This is a genomic window from Kitasatospora sp. NPDC058063 (assembly GCF_042885395.1).
Lineage (GTDB): Bacteria > Actinomycetota > Actinomycetes > Streptomycetales > Streptomycetaceae > Kitasatospora > Kitasatospora lactacystinica.
The window spans coordinates 193,090-210,262 of the sequence record NZ_JBHVSD010000002.1 but is presented as its reverse complement, the minus strand read 5'-3'; the positions used below and the strand labels follow the sequence as shown (position 1 = coordinate 210,262).

Here is a 17,173-nt window from a genome sequence, read left to right as displayed (position 1 = left end):
TGACCAGCGATGCGAGGAACGTAGCGAGGCCCACTGACAACGCGACGGGCGGGGTGAACTCGGGCCGTGACATGCAAAGTTCAAACCACTCGAACGAGTGATCGAGGAGACGAAAAAACGGGGCAGCTGCTCGAAAGCAGCCGCCCCGCCCGTCCCTCCGCCCCGCCCGCCCCTCTGTCCCGTCAGACCGACGGCGCCCGGGGCACGATCACCGGCGCACCGTCGCCCGGCGCCGCGAGCACATGGCTGTCGATGTCGTACAGCGCCCGCACCAGCGGCGCGTCCACCACCTCGCGCGGCGGCCCGCAGGCCAGCACCGCGCCGTCCCGCAGCGCGACCAGCAGGTCCGCGTAGCGGGCGGCCGCCGCGAGGTCGTGCAGCACCATCACCACCGTCCGCCCGCCCGCCGCGACCCGGCGGACCAGCTCCAGCACCTCCACCGCGTGCCCGAGGTCGAGCGCGCTGGTCGGCTCGTCGAGCAGGACCACCGGGGTGTCCTGGGCGAGCACCATGGCGAGCCAGCAGCGCTGGCGCTGGCCGCCGGAGAGCCGGTCGAGGCGACGGTCGGCGAGGTCCTCCACACCGGTGGCGCGCAGGGCCTCGGCGGTCAGCCGCTCGTCCTCCGCCGACCACTGGCGGAACAGCCCCTGGTGCGGATGGCGGCCGTAGCGGACCAGCCCGGCGACGGTGACCGCCTCCGGGGCCTGCGGGCTCTGCGGCAGCAGCGCGACCCGGTGGGCGGCCTGGCGCGGGCGCAGCCGCCACACGTCCTCGCCGCCGACCAGGACCCGCCCGCCGTCCGGGCGGTGCAGCCGCGCGACGGACCGCAGCAGGGTGGACTTCCCGCAGCCGTTCGGGCCGACCACCGCCACCACCTGTCCGGCCGGGACGGTGAGGTCGACGCCGCCGAGCACCGGGCGCCCCGGCCCGTAGCCGGCACTGAGCCCTTGGATGGTCAACTCCATGGCAGCTCCCCCTGGTTCGACGTGCGCTCAGTTGCCGCCGAGCGCCTTGGCGAAGTCGCCGATGACGACGTCGGCGGCGAGCGGGCCGCCCCGGGTGGACCAGACCGAGCCGTCCACGGTGACGGCGTGGTTGTTCTTCACCGCGCCCAGCTCCTGGTAGGCGGGCTTGGACTGGACGTCCTTGAGCGCGGCCTTGCCGTCGTCGGTCAGGGTGGACAGGAAAAGCCAGTCGCCGTCGATCTCGTTGAGCTTCTCCAGGCTGAGCGCCGGGCTGTGCGCGTTGCCGTCCTTGTCCTGCGCGGCCGGGCGGGTCAGGCCCATGTCCAGGGCGACGCCACTGGCGAACTGCTTCTTCTCCATCCAGCTCGGGCCGGTGGGGTTCCAGCGCACGATGGAGACGGCGGCGCCCTTGTTCTTGGTGAGCTCGGCGCCCGCCTTGGCGGCCTTGGCGTCGTAGTCGCCGATCACCTTGTTGGCCTGGTCGAGCTTGTTGACGGCGTTGCCGATGCCGCGGAAGGCGAGCTTCCAGTCGTCGGTGGGCGCCATGGTGACCAGCGTGGCGGGGGTGATCTCGCGCAGCTGCTTGAGCACCTGCTCGTCCTGCATGTCGCCGGCCAGGATCAGGTCGGGCTTGGCGGCGATCACCTTGTCCATCACGGGCTGGAGCAGGTTCCCGACCACCGGGATCCCTTGCACCTTGTCCTTGAGGTACGCGGGCGGCTCGGCCAGCCCCTGGCCATTGGTGATGCCGACCGGCTTGACGCCCAGGGCGAGCACCGCGTCCAGGTCCTCCTGGGTGAGGGTGACGATCCGCTTGGGCTCGGCGGGGACCTCGACGGCCTTGCCGGTGGCGTCCTTGACGGTCCGCTTGCCGCCGCTCCCGCCGCCCGCCGCGTCCGCCGCCGGGGACGCGGCCGCGGAGGAGCCCGAGGCACCCGAGGAGGACGAGGAACCGGAGGAGCCGCAGCCGGTGAGCAGGAGCGCGGCCGCCCCGGAGACGGCCAGCGCCTGGGCCGCACGGCGGCGGACGGGGCTGAGCGGGCGACGGGCGAACGGCATGGGTGCCTCCGGGCAACGGTGGTACGGAAGTTGAGCGGCGTCCGAGAAGTTCGACGGGACGGGGGTGCCCCACGGGACGAGCTCGGCCATTAGGTTAGCCTTACCTTATGACATTCTCGCAAGCCGGCGTCCGCGCGGCGCCCCCCGCCACCGCGCCGGATTCGCCGCCACCGGGCCGGCGGAGCCGTCGGCCCGAGGGTGCCCGCCCCACCTGGCCCGCCGTCACGGCGGCGGCGGTCCTCCTGCTCGCCCTCGCCGCACTCTCGCTGTCGGTCGGCGCCGGCGAGGTCGGCCCCGGGCGGGTGCTGGACTACCTGCTGAACCACGACGGCGCCCGCGCCGACGGCCGGCTCGCCCTCGTCGTCGGCGACCTGCGGCTGCCGCGCACCCTCACCGCCCTGCTGGTCGGCGCCGCGCTCGGCGTCGCCGGGGCGCAACTGCAGTCCGTCACCCGCAACCCGCTGGCCGAGACCGGCCTGCTCGGCGTCAACGCCGGCGCCTCGCTGGGCGTCGTGCTCGGCATCGCCGTGCTCGGCGTGCAGACCTCCTTCGGCTACCTCGCCTTCGCCTTCGGCGGCGCGGTGCTCGCCAGCACCGTGGTGCTGCTGGTCGCCAGCAGCCGGGGCGGCGGATCGCCGATGCGGCTGGTGCTCGCCGGCTCCGCCGTCGCGGCGATCTTCCGCGGGCTCACCGACGTGCTGATCGTCAACTCCCCCGAGGCGTACGAGCGGTACCGGGTATGGGTGCTCGGCTCGCTCGCCGGGGTGGAAGGCTGGACGACCCTGCGCCAGCTCGCCCCGGTGCTCGGCGCCGGGTTCCTGCTCGCCGCCCTCACCACCCGTCCGCTGACCGCGCTCGCCCTCGGCGACGACCTCGCCCGCGGCCTCGGCCACCGCCCCGGCGCCACCCGGGCCGCCGTCGCCGTCGCCGTCACCCTGCTGACCGCCTCGGCGGTCGCGCTGGCCGGGCCGATCGCCTTCCTCGGGCTGCTCTCCGGCTTCCTCGCCCGCACCGTCGCCGGCCCCCGGATCGGCCGACTCACCCTGCTCGCTGCGCTGTTCGGCGCCACCGTGCTGACCGGCGCGGACGTGCTCGCCCGGGTGGTGGCCCGACCCTTCGAGGCGCCGGTCTCGGTGATCGTCGCACTGATCGGCGCCCCGGCCCTGATCGCGATCGTCCGCTCCCGGCACTCCGCCGCCCTGGCCATGGCCGACCCCGCCGAATCCGCGCCGGCCGCGGGACGCGGCGAACCTGCGCCGCCCAAGCCGGACTTGACCCTGCGGCACGGCACATGGTCGCTGCTGCTGCCGCGCCGGGCGTTGCTGGCCTCGCTCGGCCTGGCCGGCGCCCTACTGGCCGCCGTCGTGGTCTCGGCGCACGCCGGACAGAGCGAACTCGACCTCACCCGCACCTTCCAGGCCGTGTTCGGCTACGGCGACCGGCTGGACGTCCTGCTGGTGCAGAAGTTCCGGCTCGGCCGGATCGTCGCCGGACTCGCCGCCGGCGCCGCCCTCGGCCTGGCCGGCTGCCTCACCCAGACCCTCGCCCGCAACCGCCTGGCCACCCCCGAACTCCTCGGCGTCAACGACGGCGCGACCGCCGCCGTGCTCATCTCCGCCAGCACCGCGGGTACCTTCGGCGCCTGGTGGGCCGGACCGCTCGGCGCGCTGGTCGCCGTCCTGGTGGTCACCCTGGCCTCCGGCGGACTCGGCGCGCGCGGCTACCGGATCCTGGTGGTCGGGCTCGCCATGTCGGCGCTCGCCTCCGCCGTCATCCAGGTCGCGATGGCCCGGCGCTCGCTCAACTCGGCCGGATCGCTGTACATCTGGACCAACGGCAGCCTCAACGGACGCGACCTCACCGTCGCCACGCCCGTCCTGATCGGACTCGCGGTGCTGGTGCCGATCGCGCTGGCGGTGGCCCGGCGGCTGGCGGTGCTGCGCTTCGACGACAGCGTCGCCTCCGCACTCGGCGTCGACCCGGGCCGGGTCCGGCTCGCCTGCCTGCTGCTGGCCGTCGCCCTGGCCGGGCTGGCGGTCGGCGTCTGCGGGCCGGTCGGCTTCGTGGCCCTGGCCGCGCCGGTGATCGCCGGACGGCTGGCCGGGCCCGCACGGGTGCCCGTGCTCGGCTCCGCCCTGACCGGCGCCCTGCTCGTCGTGCTCGCCGACACCCTGGGCCGAGTGCTGTTCGCCGGGGTGGAGATCCCCGTCGGCATCGTCACCACCGTCCTCGGCGGTCCCTTCCTGCTCTGGGTGTTGCTCGGCCGCAAGGGCAGCCCCGCCTAAGCCTCTTGGAGTCACTGCTGTGGAAACCCCGCTCGTCGCCCTCTGCTCCGACGACCCCGCCTACCGCCTGGTCACCTTCACCCATCACAACGGCGACTGCGACGGCGTGCTCGCACTGCTGCACACCGTCACCGACAAGGACCGCCACGCCGGGGACCTGACACCGCATCTGATGGAGCGTCAGCCGGATGGGACGTGGGCGATCACCTACCGGCTGCGCGAGGACCACCGCGCCTCCTACCAGCTGTACCCGTTCCACGGCGAGGCCCCCGGCACCACCCGGCCCGACTGGCTGCGCGTCCTCGACCAGGCCCGCCCCGACCCGTACGACACCGAACCCCGGCTGCCCGCCCGCGACGGCCGCCACCCCGCCTCGGTGCTCAGCCTGCCCGCCGCGCCCGCACAGCCGTACGTCGCGCGGCGCGACGGCGTGCCGCGCGGACGGACGCTGGAACACACGGTGGCCGGCCGGCGGATCGACGTCCACCTCCCCGCCGGACACCGGGCGGACGGCGGCCCGTACCCGGTCGCGGTGCTGCTGGACGGCGAGATGTGGGGCGAGGTGCTCTCCGTCGGCGACACCCTCGACAACCTGACGGCCGACGGCGCCATCCCGCCCACCGTCACCCTGCTGGTGCACACCATGGGGCCGAAGCGCCCGGACGACCTGAGCTGCAACCCGGCCTTCATCGACCTCCTAGCCGACCGCCTGCTGCCCTGGGCCGCACAGGAGTTCGGCGCGAGCGGCGACCCGGCCGCCACCGTGATCGCCGGCCAGAGCGCGGGCGGCCTCACCGCCGCCTACGCCGCCTACCGCCGCCCGGAACGCTTCGGCAACGCGCTCTCCCAATCCGGCTCCTTCTGGTGGCCCGACGAGACCGAGTTCGACGCGGGCAGCGAATGGCTGACCCGCCGCCTCGCCGCCGAGGAACGACGGCAGGCCCGCTTCTGGATCGAGGTCGGGCTCCAGGAGTGGATGCTCCTCGCCCAAAACCGCCACCTGCGCGACGTCCTCACGGCCCGCGGCTACGACCTCGCCTACCGCGAGTTCAACGGCGGCCACGACTACGCCTGCTGGCGCGGCGGCCTGGCCGACGGGCTCGCGCACCTGCTCGGGTCACCCGAGGGGATGGTTTCGGGCTGATTCGCATACCTCCAGGCCATCGGGCGTCTAGCGTCGTGCTCCACACCGATTGGCCTGGGGGTACCCGATGAACGCGTCCTCGTCCGCCACACCGCCGCCGATGTCGTGGCAGTACTGCGGCGACCAGCTCAAACTGTGGCGGGCTCGTGCCGGAGTCAGCCGCGAGGATCTGGCGGCCCAGGCCGGGTACGGCATCGAGAGCCTGCGGTCGATGGAGGCGGGCCGGCGCAAGCCGTCGCGGCACCTGTTGCAGGTGGCCGACGAAATGTGCGGTGCGAAGGGGATCCTGGTGGCGGGAGCGGACTACCTGAAGCCGGAGAAGTACCCTCACTTCGCCGAGGAGTACATGCGCTACGAGGCCGATGCCATCGCGCTCCACTGGCACGAGACCGTGCTCATCCCCGGTCTTCTGCAGACCGAGGAGACTGCGAGAGCGCTACTCAGCGCCAACTGGCCTCCACTCGATGACGAGGCGCTCGACGAGCGTGTCATTGCTCGGCTCGCACGACAGGAATTGCTGAAGACACAGACCAAGTCGTTCAACTTCCTGATCGGCGAAGCGGCACTGCAGAAACCCCTCAGCACGAAAGCCGCGCACAAGGACCAGCTACTTCATCTGCTGGCCGCCGGTGAAGCACGCCACATCGTCATCCAGGTCGTACCCGGTGCGGGAGCACACCCGGGCTTGAACGGCCCCTTCATCCTGCTCGACAGCGCCGAACATCAGCGCCTTGCGTATGAGGAGGGACAGGCCATGGGGCTGCTTCACTCCGCCCCGGACAAAGTCGCCTTCCTGAGCCAACACCATGCAATGATCCTTCAGCGGGCCCTCAACCCCGAGGCCTCGGCTGAATTCATCGCCAAGCTGGCGGAGGAACTATGAGCACCGAACTGGCCTGGTTCAAGTCCAGCCACAGTGGCACCCAGGGTGGTGCCTGCGTGGAGATCGCCCTCACTCCGGACGCCGTCCATGTCCGCGATTCCAAGGACAAGACCGGCCCCCAGCTCACCTTCACCGCCGAGGCCTGGGCCGACTTCGTCCAGCTCGCCCGAGACGTCACTCCTCTGGACCGCTGAATCCATCGCTCGTGCTAGCGTCCCCGGGGCGGTGCAGCGGCGCCGGCCCCGGACGAGACGTGCGCCGTACCCGGCCTGCCAAGACGACGCACTGTGGAGGCGTCATGGCCGCTGCCGGTGCACCGATCGCCCGTCCGCTGGACGTGCGGTGGATCCACGGTTCCCCGTCCGCCAAGCACAACACGGACCCGGACATCCAGGTCCACGAGTACGACGAGCACACCGTCATCCTGCGGCAGAACAAGGCGATCAACTACGAGGCCCCGTTCCTGTTCCTGCTCTTCGGGGCGGAGCGGGCGGTGCTGATCGACACCGGGGCGACGGCCGAGGCCGCGTACTTCCCGTTGCGCGCGACGGTCGACGCGCTGGTGGAGGCGTGGCTCGCCCGCAATCCCCGGGACGGCTACAGGCTGCTGGTGCTGCACACCCACCCGCACGGCGACCACGTCGCGGGTGACGGCCAGTTCGCCGACCGGCCCGCGACCACTCTGGTCGGTGCCGATCTGCCCACCGCCTGGCCGTACTTCGGCTTCGACCGGGACGAGGAGGCCGTGGCCCTGGTCGACCTGGGCGGCGGGCGGGTTCTGAAGTGCCTGGCCACGCCGGGGCACCACGAGGCGGCCGTCACGTACTACGACCCGTGGACGGGCTTCCTGCTCACCGGAGACACCGTCTATCCGGGGCGGCTGTACATCAACGACTGGCCGGCCTTCCGACGGACCGTCGAGCGGCTGGTGGCGTTCGCCGGGAGCCACCCGGTGACGTACGTGCTCGGCTGCCACATCGAGATGACCCGCGACCCGGGCGTCGACTACCCGATCCGCACCACCCACCAGCCCGACGAGCCTCCGCTCCAGCTCACCCCCGCCCACCTGGACCGCATCCGGGCGGCCGTCGCCGAACTCGGCGACCGGCCGCGCCGGTACCGGCTGGACGACCTCATCCTCTGGCCGCACGAGTGAACGGGGGTGAACTCCCCGGGCCCCGCGGCCGATCAGTCCCGGTAGGGGACCAGCCGGGTCAGGTCCAGCTCGAATTCGAAGGGCGCGGGGATGCGGAGCTTCTCGCCGAACTCCCTTTCCGTCCTGGTGTGGTAGCGGTCGCGGTTGGGTTCGGAGAACAGGGTCACCGTCTTCTGCCGGGGGTCCACGATCAGGTAGAGCGGGAAGCCCATCCGCGGGTAGTCGCGGACCTTCCCGCTCCAGTCGTTGTCCGGGTTGGACGGCGAGCCGATCTCGACCGCGATCAGCGCCAGGTCGGCGGGGATCTCGCGGCCCAGCTCGATGATGTCCTCGGGCAGGTAGGTGAGGTCCGGGTTGCGGACGGAACCGACCTCCGGCGAGGAGAGGTCACTGTTCCCCGTCGGGAAGTAGCCGGGAGGACAGTGCGCCTCGAACTGGCGCTGGACGATCGCCAGGTTGAGCTGGTGAATCGATGATGGTGACGTCTGCATGACGATGATGTCACCGGACAGCTCGACCTTGTAGCCGTCCGGCAGGCTGCGACGGGCCTCTTCGAGCAGACGGTAGTGCTGAGGGTTCATGGGCTCTCCTCCGGTGCTCCGACCACCGTAGGGCAGTAGGAGCACCGGAGGACCATGGACCGCACCGGCGTCATTCCTCCGGGGGTGGGCCCGGGGCGTCGGCGGGGAGGCGGGCGGCCAGCAGCGCGCCGGCGGCGACCAGGGCGGCTGTCAGGAGGAGGGCGAGGCGGTACGGCCCGACACCCGTGCCGTCGCCGAGCGCACCGATCAGCGCGGCGGTGGCCGCGATGCCCAGCGCCCCGCCGAGGGTGCGCAGGATGGTGAACAGGCCCATCGCGCGGCCCATGGCGGGCGGCGGGACGTCGGCGAAGCCGGCGATCTGGACGGTGAGGACGGCGGTGCCCAGGATCAGGCCGACGCAGAACATCAACACCCGTACGCCCCAAGGGTTCTCGGCGAAACCGAGGGAGGCGAGGACGACCGCCGCCAGCAGCAGGCATGGCAGGGCGAGCCGGCGCGGGCCGAGCCGGGGCAGCAGGCGGTCGACCACCTGCGAGGCGGCCATCAGGCCGATCGCCTCGGGGAAGACGCTCAGCCCGGCGTCCAGGGCGGTGGCGCCGCGCGCCGCCTGGTAGAGCAGCGGCAGCACGAACAGCGCGCCCATCAGCCCGGCCGAGGTCAGCAGGGCGAGCCAGCTCGCCGCGCCGAAGGTGCGGTCGGCGAGCAGCCGCAGGTCCACCAGCGGTTCGGGGGCGCGGAGTTGGTGTCGTACGGCCGCCCCCAGCAGGGCCAGGCCGAGCAGTCCACCGAGGGCCACGCCCGGGGAGGTCCAGCCGTGCGCCGGGCCGAAGCCGAGGGCGTAGGTCAGCAGGCCGAGGCCGGGCGTGGCGAGCAGGAATCCGGTGGTGTCGAAGCGGCCGGCCGGGGGCTCCTGTTCGCCGCGCAGGCCGACCAGCCCGATGAGCACGGCGGCGATCCCGATCGGCACGTTGACCAGGAACAGCCAGTGCCAGGAGAGGTGTTCGGTGAGGAAGCCGCCGAGCGGCGGCCCGAGGGCGGGCATCAGCGCGGTCGGGACGATCAGGATGCGGCCCAGGCCCGCCCGCTCGTGCGGGGCGAAGGCCCGGAACAGCAGGGTCATCCCGACCGGGGTGAGCAGCCCGCCGGCCACGCCCTGGACGGCCCGGGCCGCCGACAGCGTACCCAGACCGGGTGCCGCCGCGCAGAGCGCGGAGGCGAGCGTGAAGGCGGCGAGCGCGCCGAGGAAGACCCGCTTGACGCCGTACCGGTCGCCGAGCCAGCCGGCCACCGGCAGGCCGAGGGCGAGGCCGACCAGGAAGGCGGTCTCCACGGCGTTGGCCGCCGAGACGGGCCGGCCGAAGTCCTCGGCGATGCTGAACAGCGCCGGGTTGACGATCGTCGAGTCCAGGCCGTTCATGCACATCGCGGCCGTGTAGACGACCACCACGGCGGCGCGCCCCGCGAGCAGGGGGCGCGCCGGGGCCTCGGCGCCGGGGGTGGCGGGTGGGGTCACAGGGTGGTCCAGTTCGCGGTGATCCACTCCAGGGCGGCCGGGCGCTCGCACGGGCCGTGGGCGATGCTCCAGCCGGCCGGGACGGCGGCGAAGGCGGGCCACAGGGAGTGCTGTCCCTCGGGGTTGACGAGCGCGAGGAACTCGCCGTCGGCGTCGAAGGGGTTGGCGGGGGCGTCACTCATCGGTGGTCTTCTCCATCGTCGGTCTTCTTCGGGAGGTCGGCGAGGTGGTCGGCGATCACGCTCGCGATGTGCGCGATCGGGGCGGGCAGGGTCATGTCCTTGTGGGAGCAGGCCACGTTCGTGTTGGCGATCCGGCCGGACACGTACAGCTCCCAGAGCTCGGGCACCAGGGTCTCGTCGATGGTGTCGACGGTGGCCCGGAAGAACAGCACGTCGCCGTCGAAGCGGCGGTGGTCGTAGCCGCGCACCAGGTGGTTGGTGTTGAGGTAGATCTCGTTCAGCGCGGCCACGGTGGCCTCGTCGAGCCCGGCGAGCGGACTGCCCTCGCGGCGCAACAGCTCGGTGACGGGGCCGAGTTCGAGCGGACGCCCGTCGAGGTCCTCCGGCCCGAAGCCACCCATGGTGAGCAGCGCCTCCAGCGCCTCGGCCCGGTCCGGGACGGGCAGCTCGCGGAACCCCTCGGCGGGGTAGGCGTCCAGGATCGCGAGCAGTTCCACGTCCTGGCCGAGTTCCTGGAGGCGGACGGCCACCGCGTGCGCGATGATCCCGCCGGTGGACCAGCCGAGCAGCCGGTACGGGCCCTCGGGCTGGACCTCGCGCAACCGGTCGGCGTAGTGCGCGGCCAGCTCCTCCAGCGTCGCGGGCAGCGGGAGTCCGGCGGTGGCGGCGCCGACGCCCTGGGCCTGGAGGCCGTAGATCGGCACCTCGCCGGGCAGGTTGCGGATCAGTCCGGTGTAGCACCAGCTGAGGCCGCCGGCCGGGTGGACGGCGAACAGCGGGCGCTGCCGGCCGGGGGCGACGGGCCGCAGCGGGAGCAGCACGTCCAGGGCGTCGGTGTCCGGTGCGCCCGCGGCGAGGGCGGCATCCAGGGCGGCCACGGTGGACGCCTGGAACAGGGCGCCGATGCCGACCTCCAGTCCGAGCACCTCGCGGATCCGCCCGGCGAGGCGCACGACCAGCAGCGAGTGCCCGCCGAGCGCGAAGAAGTCGTCCTCGACGCCGACCGAGGCCACGCCCAGCACCTCGGCGAACAGTTCGCACAGCTGCTGCTCGCGCGGGGTGCGCGGCGGGCGGCCGGCGCCCGCGGCGGGGGCCTCGGGGGCGGGCAGGGCCCGGCGGTCGAGCTTGCCGTTGGCGGTCAGCGGGAGGCGGTCGAGCAGGACGACGGCGGACGGCACCATGTGGACGGGCAGTCCGGCGGCGGCGTGGGCGCGCAGCTCGTCCGGGGCGGCGCCGTCGGCCACCGCGTAGCCGACCAGCCGCTTGTCCCCCGGCACGTCCTCCCGGACCACCACGGCGGCGTCGGCGACGGCCGGGTGCGCGGCCAGCACGGCCTCGATCTCGCCGAGTTCGATCCGGAAGCCGCGCAGCTTGACCTGCTGGTCGGCGCGGCCGAAGTACTCCAGCACGCCGTCGGCGCGGCGCCGGGCGAGGTCCCCGGAGCGGTACATCCTGGTGCCGCGCTCGCCGAACAGCTCGGCGTACGGGTCGGCGACGAAGCGGGTCGCGGTCAGCTCGGGGCGGCCGAGGTAGCCGCGGGCCAGGCCCGCCCCGGCCACGTACATCTCGCCCGTGACGCCGGGCGGGACGGGCTGGAGGTGCTGGTCGAGGACGTAGACCCGCAGGTCAGGGATGTTGACGCCGATGGTGCTGCTGCTCCCGGCGGCGGCGCTCGCCCGGTCGAGGGCGATGTACGAGACGTGCACGGTGGTCTCGGTGATGCCGTACATGTTGACCAGCACGGGGGCGTCCTCGGCGTGCCGGTCGTACCAGTCGTCCAGCCGGGCGAGTTCGAGCGCCTCACCGCCGAACACCACGTAGCGCAGGGCGAGTTCGCTGCCGGGACGGTCCCGGTCGGCGGCACTGAGCTGGTAGAAGGCGGACGGCGTCTGGTTGAGCACGGTGACCCGCTCGCGGGCGAGCAGCTCCAGGAAGGCCGCCGGGTCCCGGCTGACCAGGTGCGGGACGACGACCAGCCGGCCGCCGTGCAGCAGGGCGCCCCACAGCTCCCAGACCGAGAAGTCGAAGGCGTAGGAGTGGAACAGCGTCCACACGTCCTCGGCTCCGAAGCCGAACCAGTGGTCGGTGGCGCCGAACAGCCGGACCACGTTGCGGTGGGTGACGGGCACGCCCTTGGGCCGGCCGGTGGAGCCGGAGGTGTAGATGACGTAGGCGGTGTCCTCGGCGCGCAGCGGGCGGGTGCGCTCGTGCTGGGCCAGTGGGACGGCCGGGTGGCACTCGGACTCCGGGCCGTCGACCAGGAGTTGGCGCACCTCGTGGGCGGGCAGCCGGGGCGCGGTGGCCCGGTCGGTGAGCAGGGCGGCGGGGGTGGCGTCGGCCAGCATGTAGGCGAGCCGGTCGGCCGGGTAGTCGGGGTCGAGCGGCAGGTACGCGGCGCCGGACTTGGCCACCGCCAGTAGGGCGACGACCAGTTCGAGCGAGCGCGGCAGGGCGAGCGCGACGATGGTGCCGGGGCCGATGCCCTCGGCGGCGAGCAGCCGGGCCAGCCGGTCGGCGCGGGCCCCGAGTTCGGCGTAGTCGAGCTGCTCGCCCTGGTAACCGACCGCGACGGCGCGGGGGTTGGCGGCGGCGGCCGCCTCGAACAGCTCGGGCAGGGTGGCGTCCGAAGCCGTCTCCACCGACGGGCCGTTCCACTCGACCAGGGCGCGCCGCCGCTCCTCCTCGCCGATCAGCGGCAGCCGGCCGATCGGGGTGTCGGGGGCGCTCGCGGCAGCGGTGAGCAGCCTGGTCAGGCGCTCCGCGAGCGCGGCCGCGGTGGCGGCGTCGAAGAGGTCGGTGCGGTACTCCAGGAAGCCGCCGATGCCGCCGCCGGGCAGTTCGCCGGCGTTGAGGGTGAGGTCGAACTTGGCGGTACCGCTGGGGATCGCGGCGATGTCGGCGGTGAGGCCGCCGCCCAGGGCGATCCGCTCGTCCGGGCGGCTCTGCCAGGCGAGCATCACCTGGAACAGCGGGTGCCGGGCGAGCGAGCGGGCCGGGTTGAGCTCCTCGACCAGCCGGTCGAAGGGCAGTTCGGCGTTCTCGTGCGCGGCGAGCACGGTGGCGCGGACCCGGGCGAGCAGCTCCCGGAAGGTGGGGTCGCCGGACGTGTCGGTGCGCAGCACCAGCGAGTTGACGAAGTAGCCGACCAGTGCGGCGGTCCGCTCGTCCTCGCGGCCGGCCACCGGGGTGCCGACCGGGACGTCCGTGCCGGCGCCGTGCCGGGTGAGCAGGGCGGCGAGACCGGCCTGGACGGCCATGAAGACGGTGCTGCCGGCGGCCCGGGCGAGCCCGGCCAGGGCGCTGTGCGCCTCGGCGCCGAGCGCGAAGGGAACGGTGGCGCCCCGGTGGCCCGCCACGGCCGGGCGGGGGCGGTCGAGGGGCAGCTCCAGCTGGTCGGGCAGTCCGGCGAGCGCGGCACGCCAGTGGTCCGCCTGCCGGACGGCGAGCGCGCTGGGCGCCTCGGTGGTGCCGATCCGCTCCCGTTGCCAGGCCGCGTGGTCGGCGTACTGGACGGTGAGCCGCGGCAGTTCGGGGTCCAGTCCGGCGATCCTGGCGGTGTAGGCGGCGGCCAGGTCGCGCAGCAGCGGGGTGGTGGAGGCGCCGTCGCCCGCGATGTGGTGGAGCAGCAGGAGCAGGGTGTGCTGGTCCGCACCGCCGGTGGGCGGGGTGGATCCGCCGGCCGCGGCGGGCCCGGTGAACAGTGTGGCGCGCAGCGGAGGTTCGGCGGTCAGGTCGAAGGCGTACCGGACTGACTCGGCCAAGTCGCCGTTTCCGTCGTGGAGTTCGATGCCCGCAGCGGGCAGGATGCGCTGGTAGGGGCTGCCGTCCGCCTCCTCCCCGTAGACGGTGCGCAGGACTTCGTGCCGGGCGACGAGGTCGCCGAGGGCGAGGGTGAGGGCGTGCCGGTCGAGCGGGCCGGTGAGGGTGAGCGCCAGCGGGATGTTGTAGGTCGGGCTGGGGCCTTCGAGACGGTGCAGGAACCAGAGGCCGCGCTGGGCGGGCGAGAGCGGCATCCGCTCGGTGCGCGGCACGGGCACCGGGACGGAACGCCGCTCCTCGGGCTCCGCGGCCGGGCCGGCCGCCCCGCCGAGCAGGGCCGCGAGGCCGGCCGGGGTCGACTGCCGGAACACGTCGGCGAACCCGACCGGGGCGGCGAAGGTGTCGCGCAGCCGGGCGGCCAGGCGGCCGGCGAGCAGCGAGTGGCCGCCGAGGTCGAAGAAGGAGGCGTCCCGGCCGGGCGCCTGCGGCAGACCGAGGACCTCGGCGAACAGGCCGCAGACCAGTTCCTCCTGGGGCGTGGCCGCCGCCGCGCCCTCGGTGGTGACGGCCGGCTCGGGCAGGGCGCGGTGGTCGAGCTTGTCGTGAGCGGTGCGCGGCAATTCGTCCAGCAGCAGGACGGCCGCCGGGACCATGTGCGCGGGCAGCCGGGCGGCGAGCGCGGCGCGCAGCCCGTCCGGGTCGGGCCTGCTGCCGCTCTCCGGGACGGCGTAGCCGAGCAGCCGCTTGCCCTGCGGTCCGGGGCGGGCGATCACCACGGCCTGGGCGACGCCGGGCAGTTCGGCGAGGACGGCGGCGATCTCGCCGGGTTCGATCCGGAAGCCGCGGATCTTCACCTGGTCGTCGGCCCGGCCGAGGAACTCCAGGGTGCCGTCGGGGCGGCGCCGGGCGAGGTCGCCGGTGCGGTACATCCGGCCGCCGGGCGGGCCGAACGGGTCGGCGAGGAAGCGTTCGGCCGTGAGGTCGGGGCGGCCGAGGTAGCCGCGGGCCAGGCAGGCGCCGGCCACGTACAGCTCACCGGTGACGCCGTCGGGAGCGGGGCGCAGCGAGCCGTCCAGGACGTAGGCGCGCGAGCCGCGCACCACCCGGCCGCGCGGGGCGCCGTCCGGACCCGGGGTCCAGGCGTAGGCGTCGACGGTGGTCTCGGTCGGGCCGTAGAGGTCGACCGGGTGCAGACCGGGGACGGCGGCCAGGCGCTGCCAGAGGGCGGGCGGGGTGGCCTCGCCGCCGACCACGAGGACGGACGGGCGGTGCCGTCCCTCGTCCAGGATGCCTTCGGCGAGCAGGACTTCGAGGTAGGAGGGGGTGAGGTCGAGGTAGTCGATGCGCTCCCGGTCGAGGTGGGCGGCGAGCGCGGCCGGGTCGCGGTAGGTGGCGTCGTCCAGCAGGTGGAGCTCGTGGCCGTGGACCATCCAGAGCACCGGGTCCCAGGAGGCGTCGAAGGCGAAGGAGGCGCTGTGGGCGACGCGCAGCCGGTCCCGGCCGGTGCGGCGCACGGCGGGGGCGATGTGGTCCTCGCCGAGGCCGGCGTGCAGGTTGGCCAGCGAGGCGTGGGTGACCACCACGCCCTTGGGGCGGCCGGTGGAGCCCGAGGTGTGCAGCACGTAGGCGGGCTGGTCGAGTCGCGGGGCGGGCAGGGCAGGCACGGGCTCGCGGTCGGGGCCGGGCTCGCGGTCGGGGCCGGGCTCGCGGTCGGGGCCGGGCTCGCGGTCGGGGCCGGGCTCGCGGTCGGGGCCGGGCTCACCGTCGGCCCCGGGCTCACCGCCGGGCCCGGCGTCGGCCGGTTCCGGCCGGACGGTGGGCAGGTCGGCGGGCAGGCCGAGCCCGGCGAGGGCCTCGGCGGTGCCGACCGCGCAGACCGGGCGGGCGTCGGCCAGGACGGCGGCCAAGCGCTGCGCGGGGTGGGCGAGGTCGAGGGAGACGCAGGCGCCGCCCGCCTTGAGGACGGCGAGCATCGCGACCAGGGTGTCGGTGCCGCGCGGCAGGGCGATCGCGACCGGCGCCCCGGCCCGGACGCCCAGGGCGGTCAGGCGGAGGGCGAGCCGGTCGGCGGCGGCGTCGAGCTGCCGGTAGGTCAGCGCGCTCGAACCGGAGCGGACGGCGACGGCGTCCGGGGTGCGGGCGGCCCGGGCGGCGAACAGCTCGGGCACGGTCCGCTCGGCCGGGGGCTCGGTGCGGCCCTCGGTGGCGCGGCGCAGGCCGTCCGGGTCGAGCAGGTCGATCCGGGCGATCGGCGTCCGCGGGTCGGTGAGCAGCAGCTCGGCGAGGGCGTCGAGGTAGCGCAGCAGGCCGTCGCGGTGGGCGGCGACCGAGGCGGGCCCGTAGCGGGCCGGGTCGGCGTCGACGACCAGGCGCAGCGCGCCGTCCGGGCCGGGCGAGACGTTCAGGGCGAGGTCGTCCACCGGGCCGGCGGCGAGGTTGCGGACGGTGCCGGGCAGGCCGGCCAGGTCGAGGTCGCTCTCGAAGGCCTTGATGTTGACCATCGGGCCGAACAGGGCGCGGCGGTCGCCGGTGCGGCCGAGGTCGCGGCGCAGTTCCTCCAGCGGGTAGCGCTGGTGGCGGCGGACGGCGCGCAGCTCGCGGACCACGGCGCGCAGCAGTGTCTCGGCGCTGTCGGCGGGGCGCACGGCGAGGCGCAGCGGGAGCACGTTGGCGGCGGCCACGGGGGTGCGCAGGGCGGCCGGCCCGCGCCGGTTGGCGAGCGGCAGGCCGAGGACCACGTCCTGGGCGCCGGTCAGGCGGTGCAGGTATCCGGCGGCGGCGGCGAGGAGCAGTTCGGCCCAGGTGGCGCGGACGGCGTCGGCGGCGCGCTCCAGGCGGTCGCGGGTGCCGGCGGGCAGGTCGGCGGTGAGGCGGACCGCCTCACCGGGCACGGCGTCCCGGTCGGCGGCGGGCTCGGCGGGCTCAGCGGGATTACCGGACCGGGCGGGCTCGGGGGTTCCCGGGAGGGCGGCCGGGGTGTCGGCGCCGGCCATCCGGGCGGACCAGTGGGCGCGGTCGGCCTCGTACTGCGCGCTCCCGCGGTACGCGGCCTCCTCGGCGGCGGCCTCGGCGAGTCCGGCGAAGGGGCTCGGGGCGGGTTCGGCTCCGGTGACGCGGGCGGCGTAGAGGGCGGCGATCCGCTCGCCGAGGAGGGTCAACGCGTAGGCGTCGACGGCGAGGTGGTGGATGCGGCGGTACCAGATCCGGCGGTCCTCGGCGAGGCGGATCAGCGCGTGGGTGAACAGCGGGCCCTCGGCGAGGTCGGCCGGGCGGGCGAGGTCGGCGCGCATCCAGGCCTCGGCCTCGGCGGCCGGGTCTGCGGCGGCCCGCAGGTCGAGGCGGTGCAGCGGCCAGCGGCGGCCGGGGCGCAGCCGCTGGCGCGGTGTGCCGTCCGGGCCGGTGACGACGACGGCGCTCAGCGCCTGGGCCTCGTCCACCGCCTGCCGCAGCGCTTGTTCGAACCGGTCCTCGTCGAGCGGGCCGGTGATCTCGACCGCGTCGCCGGTGTTGTAGACCGGGCTCGCGGGGTCGAGGGCCTGGGCGTACCAGATCGCGGCCTGGGCGGCGAGCAGGGGGACCTCGGCGGTCTGGCTGTCGGCGATCTGGGTTTCGACGGCAGGCATGGGGTGGAGAGCTCCTCGGGGATCCGGAACGCCTTACTTAGGTTAGCCTAATCTAACTTCAT

11 protein-coding genes and 1 riboswitch are annotated in these 17,173 nt (G+C 74.4%); of the genes, 5 read left to right on the top strand and 6 right to left on the bottom strand.

The features are described from left to right. Window positions 1-182: 182 nt before the first annotated feature. Window positions 183-965: an ABC transporter ATP-binding protein gene (locus ACFVUY_RS04695; protein ID WP_387727334.1), complete on the bottom strand. Its 783-nt coding sequence runs from the start codon at window positions 963-965 to the stop codon at window positions 183-185. 27 nt (window positions 966-992) lie between these two features. Further along, window positions 993-2,024, bottom strand: coding sequence for an ABC transporter substrate-binding protein (locus ACFVUY_RS04690; protein WP_387727332.1), 1,032 nt, complete (start codon window positions 2,022-2,024; stop codon window positions 993-995). Between the two features lie 107 nt (window positions 2,025-2,131). Between ACFVUY_RS04690 and fhuB the strand changes: the two genes are divergently transcribed. The 5 genes from fhuB to ACFVUY_RS04665 all read left to right on the top strand — a co-directional run bounded on the left by fhuB (window position 2,132) and on the right by ACFVUY_RS04665 (window position 7,492). After that, entirely contained in the window at window positions 2,132-4,309 is a 2,178-nt protein-coding gene (gene fhuB, locus ACFVUY_RS04685) for a Fe(3+)-hydroxamate ABC transporter permease FhuB (protein WP_387727330.1), read from the top strand. A gap of 19 nt (window positions 4,310-4,328) precedes the next feature. Continuing rightward, on the top strand, window positions 4,329-5,453 hold the full coding sequence (fes, locus tag ACFVUY_RS04680) for an enterochelin esterase (protein ID WP_387727328.1): 1,125 nt from the start codon (window positions 4,329-4,331) through the stop codon (window positions 5,451-5,453). A gap of 67 nt (window positions 5,454-5,520) precedes the next feature. Continuing rightward, entirely contained in the window at window positions 5,521-6,336 is an 816-nt protein-coding gene (locus ACFVUY_RS04675; RefSeq protein WP_387727326.1) for a helix-turn-helix domain-containing protein, read from the top strand. Continuing rightward, complete coding sequence (locus tag ACFVUY_RS04670) at window positions 6,333-6,530, top strand: DUF397 domain-containing protein (RefSeq protein ID WP_387727325.1); 198 nt, start codon at window positions 6,333-6,335, stop codon at window positions 6,528-6,530. The genes ACFVUY_RS04675 and ACFVUY_RS04670 overlap by 4 nt, the downstream gene beginning before the upstream one ends. A gap of 25 nt (window positions 6,531-6,555) precedes the next feature. After that, window positions 6,556-6,623, top strand: a riboswitch (guanidine-III (ykkC-III) riboswitch). An 11-nt stretch (window positions 6,624-6,634) separates the two neighbouring features. Further along, complete coding sequence (locus ACFVUY_RS04665; protein ID WP_387727323.1) at window positions 6,635-7,492, top strand: MBL fold metallo-hydrolase; 858 nt, start codon at window positions 6,635-6,637, stop codon at window positions 7,490-7,492. 32 nt (window positions 7,493-7,524) lie between these two features. Here the strand turns inward: ACFVUY_RS04665 and ACFVUY_RS04660 are convergent, their stop codons facing one another. The 4 genes from ACFVUY_RS04660 to ACFVUY_RS04645 form a co-directional block, all read right to left on the bottom strand. After that, a complete protein-coding gene (locus tag ACFVUY_RS04660; RefSeq protein WP_387727321.1) occupies window positions 7,525-8,073 on the bottom strand; it encodes a Uma2 family endonuclease in 549 nt (182 codons plus the stop codon). A 70-nt stretch (window positions 8,074-8,143) separates the two neighbouring features. Beyond that, window positions 8,144-9,547 carry a DHA2 family efflux MFS transporter permease subunit gene (locus ACFVUY_RS04655; RefSeq protein WP_387727319.1) on the bottom strand — a complete coding sequence of 468 codons (1,404 nt, stop codon included), beginning with the start codon at window positions 9,545-9,547 and terminating at the stop codon, window positions 8,144-8,146. Next, window positions 9,544-9,729 (bottom strand): MbtH family protein, encoded by a 186-nt coding sequence (locus ACFVUY_RS04650; RefSeq protein WP_359904308.1) that lies wholly within the window; start codon window positions 9,727-9,729, stop codon window positions 9,544-9,546. The genes ACFVUY_RS04655 and ACFVUY_RS04650 overlap by 4 nt, the downstream gene beginning before the upstream one ends. Beyond that, window positions 9,726-17,111: an amino acid adenylation domain-containing protein gene (locus ACFVUY_RS04645; protein WP_387727317.1), complete on the bottom strand. Its 7,386-nt coding sequence runs from the start codon at window positions 17,109-17,111 to the stop codon at window positions 9,726-9,728. Before ACFVUY_RS04645 ends, ACFVUY_RS04650 begins: the two co-directional genes overlap by 4 nt. Window positions 17,112-17,173 lie beyond the last annotated feature (62 nt).